The sequence below is a fragment of the Candidatus Magnetaquicoccus inordinatus genome (assembly GCF_004217665.1).
Classification (GTDB): domain Bacteria; phylum Pseudomonadota; class Magnetococcia; order Magnetococcales; family Magnetaquicoccaceae; genus Magnetaquicoccus; species Magnetaquicoccus inordinatus.
In genome coordinates, this window is sequence record NZ_RXIU01000204.1 from 1 (window position 1) to 6,533 (window position 6,533).

The 6,533-nt window shown below is 53.9% G+C and carries 6 protein-coding genes; all 6 read right to left on the reverse strand.

Going from position 1 to position 6,533, the window contains the following annotated elements; all coding sequences use genetic code 11:
• Positions 1 to 1,013, reverse strand: a 1,013-nt coding sequence (locus EJP87_RS12805; protein WP_130472265.1) for a sodium:solute symporter family transporter, incomplete at its 3' end; no start/stop codon positions are given.
• Positions 1,010 to 1,333 (reverse strand): DUF485 domain-containing protein, encoded by a 324-nt coding sequence (locus EJP87_RS12810; protein ID WP_130472266.1) that lies wholly within the window; start codon positions 1,331 to 1,333, stop codon positions 1,010 to 1,012. The genes EJP87_RS12810 and EJP87_RS12805, both read right to left, overlap by 4 nt.
• A 108-nt stretch (positions 1,334 to 1,441) precedes the next feature.
• Positions 1,442 to 3,841 (reverse strand): acetate--CoA ligase, encoded by a 2,400-nt coding sequence (gene acs, locus EJP87_RS12815; protein ID WP_227657624.1) that lies wholly within the window; start codon positions 3,839 to 3,841, stop codon positions 1,442 to 1,444.
• Complete coding sequence (locus EJP87_RS12820; protein WP_130472267.1) at positions 3,838 to 4,224, reverse strand: response regulator transcription factor; 387 nt, start codon at positions 4,222 to 4,224, stop codon at positions 3,838 to 3,840. Before EJP87_RS12820 ends, acs begins: the two co-directional genes overlap by 4 nt.
• 21 nt (positions 4,225 to 4,245) lie before the next feature.
• Entirely contained in the window at positions 4,246 to 5,685 is a 1,440-nt protein-coding gene (locus EJP87_RS12825) for a putative nucleotidyltransferase substrate binding domain-containing protein (protein WP_130472268.1), read from the reverse strand.
• Positions 5,686 to 5,781: 96 nt separating this feature from the next.
• On the reverse strand, positions 5,782 to 6,533 hold a 752-nt coding region (locus EJP87_RS12830; RefSeq protein WP_265332126.1), incomplete at its 5' end, for a sodium:solute symporter family transporter.

The following is a 6,533-nucleotide window of genomic DNA, read 5'->3' on the forward strand; positions in this document are numbered from 1 at the left end:
GGGGCCACCATCATCACCGCACCAAAGCCGATGATGAAGGTCAGGATGTAGAAATAGCCGATGAAACCCGTGGCATAAAACACAGACTTGCGGGCCTCTTTGGCATTGGGAACCGTAAAGAAACGCATCAGAATGTGCGGCAAACCGGCGGTACCAAACATCAAGGCCAAGCCCAAGGAGATTGCGGAGATGGGGTCGTTCACCAACCCCCCTGGGGCGAAGAGATCCTTGTTGTCAGCAACAATCTTCTTGTGATCGGCCAAGGCACTGGTTTTGATGCCCTCCATAGCCGTTTTGAAGAAGAGTTCCAGATTGAAACCGGTGTGGTTGAGGGCCACCAGGGCGATAAACGAGGCCCCAGTCAGCAGCAGCACCGCCTTGATGATTTGCACCCAGGTGGTGGCGATCATGCCACCAAAGGCCACGTACAGCACCATCAAGCAGCCGACCACAATCACCGCATATTCATAGGGCAAACCGAACAGGGTCTTGATCAACTGACCGGCACCCACCATCTGGGCAATCAGGTAGAGGATGACGGTGCACAGAGTCCCCATGGCCGACAAGGTGCGAATCGGCACCTGCGACAACCGGAAAGAGACAATATCGGCAAAAGTGTAGCGCCCCAGGTTACGCAACTGTTCGGCCATCAAGAAAAGAATGACCGGCCAGCCAACCAGGAAGCCGATGGAATAGATCAATCCATCATACCCTTTGGCAAACACCATGGCGGAAATTCCCAGGAAGGAAGCCGCCGACATATAGTCACCCGCGATGGCCAAACCATTCTGGAAACCGGTAATACCACCGCCTGCCGCATAAAAATCTTTGGCACTCTTGGTACGAGAAGCCGCCCAATAGGTGATGCCCAAGGTGACGATGACAAAAATGAAGAACATAACAATGGCGGTCACGTTCAAACCAGACTCAGATCTGCCCGGCTCTGCCGCCCAGGCGACTGAACCCCACAAGGCAACCGGCAGTGCCAACAAAGCTCCTGTCAGTTGATTCATTTCAACTCCTCCTTGATTTCATGGATCAGCGTATCATACTTGCTATTGGCCCGACGGACATAGAATCCGGTCAGGACAAACGCTGAGAGAATGATTGCCACCCCAAGCGGAATTCCAACCGAGATGACGCTATCCGCAGAGATTTTGGTACCCAGCGATTTGGGCCAAAAGGCCACGACAACAATGAACGCATAGTAGATTATCAACATCGTCACGCTCAGGATCCAAGCAAAGCAGGAACGGCGAATGACCAGTTCCAGATATTTCGGGTTTGCTTTGATCCGCTTAATAACCTCACTATCCACGGACTCGTTGCTCATAACGAATACTCCAGTTTAGTGTTGATGAGGTGATGGCACACCCCCCCTCTTCGAGGGCCATCGGCTAAATTACTGCTCCTGCACAACCGGGTGACCGTCACCGGGTTGTCATGTTGGTTGCCGCTCGTTGATCAACGTCTGCACCACACTGGGATCGGCAAGAGTCGTGGTATCCCCCAGGCTGTCCAACTCGTTGGAGGCGATCTTGCGCAAAATACGGCGCATGATTTTTCCGGAACGGGTTTTGGGCAATCCTGGTGCCCATTGCATGATGTCGATGTGGGCGATGGGTCCGATCTCTTTACGAACCAAGGCTCCCAACTCCTTGCGCAGCGCATCGGTGGGCTCCTCACCGACCATCAGGGTCACGAAGGCATAGATGCCTTGACCTTTGATGGCGTGGGGATAACCAACAACGGCTGCTTCGGCCACTTTTTCGTGCAGAACCAGCGCCGATTCAATTTCTGCGGTCCCCAAATTATGGCCGGAAACGATGATAATATCATCAACACGGCCTGTGATCCAGTGATAGCCGTCTTCGTCGCGGCGGCAACCGTCTCCAGGGAAGTAACGTCCCGGATATGCGGCAAAATAGGTATTGAAAAAACGGGCATGATCGCCGTAGACCGTGCGCATCATACCGGGCCAGGGCTGGGTGATGGTCAGGATACCGGAGGTTGCGCCTTCCTGTTTGACACCCTTTTCATCGACCACTTCCGGTACGATACCGAAGAAGGGCAGGGTTGCCGAACCGGGTTTGGTGGGGGTAGCACCGGGCAAGGGGGTGATCATGATACCGCCGGTCTCGGTCTGCCACCAGGTATCCACGATCGGGCAACGGGCATCACCCACAACGTGATAATACCACTCCCAGGCTTCTGGATTGATGGGCTCACCCACCGAACCCAACAGACGCAACGATTTGCGGCTGCTTTTTTTGACGAGGCTGTCCCCCTGGGCCATCAAAGAGCGGATGGCCGTGGGCGCGGTGTAGAAGATATTGACCTGATGTTTGTCGATCACCTGCCAGAAACGACCGGCATCGGGATAGGTGGGCACACCTTCAAAGATCAGGGTGGTTGCCCCATTGGCGAGCGGACCATAGACGATATAGCTGTGGCCGGTAATCCAACCCACATCGGCTGTGCACCAGTAGACTTCACCATCCTGGTAATCGAAGACATAGCGATGGGTGATGCTGGCGTAGAGGAGGTAACCGCCCGTGGTGTGCAACACGCCCTTGGGCTTGCCGGTGGAGCCAGAGGTGTAGAGGATGAACAACGGATCTTCGGCGTCCATGGGTTCGGCGGGGCAGACCGGATCGGCGGCAGCCACGGCTTCGTGATACCAGATATCGCGGGCCGGATCCATGGGCACACTGCCACCGGTCAGGCGCACAGTCACCACGGTATGGACCGACGGACAGGATTTGATCGCCTCATCCACGTTGACACGCAAGGGAATTTTTTTGGCGCCACGCACACCCTCATCCGAGGTGATCACCGCGCAGCTCTGCGCATCCTGGATACGATCCTTGAGGGATTCCGGTGAAAAGCCACCGAACAGCGACAACAGTTCGCCCTCATCATGGATCACCTGGACAAACTGGCGGAACATGTCTGTTTCCATTTCAGGATGCAGCAGCATCATTTCGACGGCGGCGCGCAGATTGGCCACCGGACCCCGCATATTTTCCAGACCGTGATGGAGCAACAAATCACCCTGGCGCAAGGCGGCCATGCTTTGTGATGCCTCTTCCAGAGTGATCACAAATTGCATTTTTTTTTCTTTGCCACCCTCAACCGGCAATAGGCTCATGCGGCAATCCAACATGCGATCATCCTGCACCATGGCACAAAAAAAGCGCACCCCATTGCCTACCGAGCACTCTTGTTGATTATTGCAGTGGGTTAACAAGGTCATGGTGGTTTCGACAGGCATGCGGGCACACAACTCATAAAAGGATCGCCCAAGCCCAAGAAACTCTGCGCGGTGGCGAAACAGATTTTGGGCAGCGGCATTGTACAACAAAATGCCCGCCTCGCCGTTGATCACTACCAACCCCACATGTAAATGTTTAATGACCCTTTCCAGTCGTTCCAAACCATCCATACCGTGGGTCAAAGCCTCTTTGACCTGACGACGGGTAAAAAACAGTGCCGACGCCAACTGGCGTGCTGCCGTCGGCAACTCTCCCAACAAATGATCCGATCGCAGCGAAAGTTGGTGATGGGGATCCGCATTGGCCATGATGGCCATACTGCGATCCAATTGGGACAAGGGCCTGATCAAAACGCGATCAAGCCAACTCCAAATTTGTAACAACAGGAGGGAAAGACAAAAAAAGGCAAACAGTGCGAAGATAAATACCTTTTGCAGCCAAAGAAAAACATCGTTTTCGATGGCGGGCATTTCACGCATCAGCACCCACACCACGCCTGCCACGATCGCCATGGCCAGCAAGAAAAACAGCAGTAAAACGCTCCAAAATTTACCGCGACTACTCACACGCCACTCTCACTCTGCAGACCAAGCAGGGTACGCACTTTGACCACCAATTCACGGGTGGAAAACGGTTTGGTCACATAGTCATCGGCGCCCAACGCCAACCCCTTTTCCTGCTCCACCTCTCGACCTTTGGCGGTCAGCATGATGATACGGACACCATGCAGCGCGGGATCCGCTCGAATTGCTTCACACACATCATAACCGTTGCGCTTTGGCATCATCACATCCAGCAACACCAAATCCGGTTTTTTTTCCGCAACGGCCCGCAAAGCCTCTTCACCATCGCTGGCCGAGCGCACGGAAAACCCCTCTTTTTTCATGAGAAATTCGAGAGAAAGCACAATATTAGGTGCATCATCGACGATCAAAATCTCTACCGGCATAACCATACCCTCTGTCTAGCCCTATTGCAGCGAACGTAAACGAAAATGATGGGTCAACAACTGTTTGAAGCGGTCAACGATTTCAAAGCAGTCGCGCAACTTTTCACGATCCAAACGGCCCAAACTGCTCAGCAACAGATGATCGGTGCCTGGTTTATCGTGTTCCTGGTTGCGCAAGCGGGTACGAATACGCAACCCGGACATAAAATCAAAGGCATCGATCAAATCATTACCCATCGAAGCCTCCAAAGCACCTTTGCGGATCAAGCCACGAATGCGCCGGATTGTGCTGGGATCGCGTAATCTTTGCTCCAAGGCCAAGCTGCGCGCACCATGCACAATCGGAAAGATCCCCCCCCGTTTTAGATCAATTTGCCCTTGTTTGGTTCCTTTTTCGACGATAAAACGTTTAAAGATCCCCAACGGTGTTTTAAAGTTGAGTACCGGCAGGGAAAAATGGCCATAAAAAATGGGATCGGCAGGTAAACTGGTCAATAAATAATCGCGTGCGGCCCGAAACAGTTTAACTTCCCCCACCACTGCGCGTGCATCATAACAAATGGCTAATTGCATCAAATTATCCGGGGTCGGATTATCAATCCAGGTGTTCATGCGCTGTTGGAAAGCGCGCAGACCACTGCCCCACAACGGATTACTCATCATGACGTTGCCCGGACAGGGGGGATACCCCAACTTCAGCAGAGCATCGGTGAAGGCATGGCGAAAATGTTCCATCTCCACCGCAGGCAACATATCATCGACAATCAAGGCGTTATCCTGATCGGTTTTGACGATCTGTTCACCCCGCCCTTCACTGCCGAGCACCAAGACACACAGGTGCTCCAACACCTCTGGCGTGGTAATCAAACGGGCGACTTTGACATAAATATGGCGGTCCAACTCCCGGACCAGACGGCCGATATAGCGGACCTGCATCCCCTTGGAAAACAGGGAGTTGACCCAATGGCTTTGGTGCTGCACGGCACCTGCCAGTTCATCAATCGACGTGGCCTGATGAATACGCTGAATACTTAACGAGGCATGGTTGGTCAAATAGGAGAGGAGTTCGGTAAGCCCCAGGGTGGCCAACACATTTTCTGATGTCCCCACCACCAGACGATTGACGCCCCACTTGGTCATCAACAACAGCGCCTTGAACAATAACTCGTCCGAGGAGGCGGTTACCAGATTCCAGGAAGCAATTTCATAGATTGGCGTATCGACAGGCAATTGGGAAAGGGCCAAGGCATCGCGAATATCGGCACTGGTGACGATGCCATGCTGGCCTTCGCGACACACCAGGACGCTATCGATTCGGCGGGCGCGCATCTGCTGCGCCGCCTCACGAATCGTGGTCACATCGTCCAAAATGACCGGCTTGGTCAGATTGAGATCTCGAATTCGGGAGGTCAGGACGGAGGTTACCGAACCCTCTGAATCCCATTCACGGACTTTGTTCATGGCCGCCTGCCACACCTGAAGAGATGGGAGACAATATCAACGAGAGTCTCAGGACTCCCCAAACGGCGGGGAGTCCTGAGCGTGTACAACGGTGAATCAGTGCTTGGAAACTTCGTTGATACCGATGCCAATTTCGCAACGCACTTGCTGGGCATCAAAGCGCGCCCGCTCTATTTTTGCCTGCTCGCTGAAATCCAGTTTGGAGAAGATCCAGCAGCCAAGGAATGCCAAGCTCATCGAGAACAGGGCCGGATCCTTGTAGGGAAACAGAGGCGCTTTGTTACCAAAAACATCCACCCAAACGGTTTTGGAGAGCACCACCATGGTCACCGTGGTGACCAGACCCAGGGTACCACCGATCATGGCACCACGGGTGGTGAGACCTTTCCAATGGATGGAGAGGAAGAGGATCGGGAAGTTGGCTGAGGCGGCGATGGCAAAGGCCAAGCCGACCATAAAGGCCACGTTCTGCTTCTCGAACTGAATCCCCAACCAGATGGCAATCACGCCGATCACCAGGGCGGAAATTTTCGACACCTTCATTTCGGTGGCTTCGTTGACCTTGCCGCCGCAGATGGCGTTGGCAAAAATGTCATGGGAAACCGCCGAAGCGCCAGCCAGGGTCAACCCGGAGACCACCGCCAGAATGGTGGCAAAAGCCACGGCGGAGATGAAGCCCAGGAAGAGGTCGCCACCGGTGGCATGGGCCAAATGAATGGCGGCCATGTTGTTACCACCGACCAGCACCCCTTTGACGGTATCCATATACAACGGATTGGGGGCCACCATCATCACCGCACCAAAGCCGATGATGAAGGTCAGGATGTAGAAATAGCCGATGAAACCCG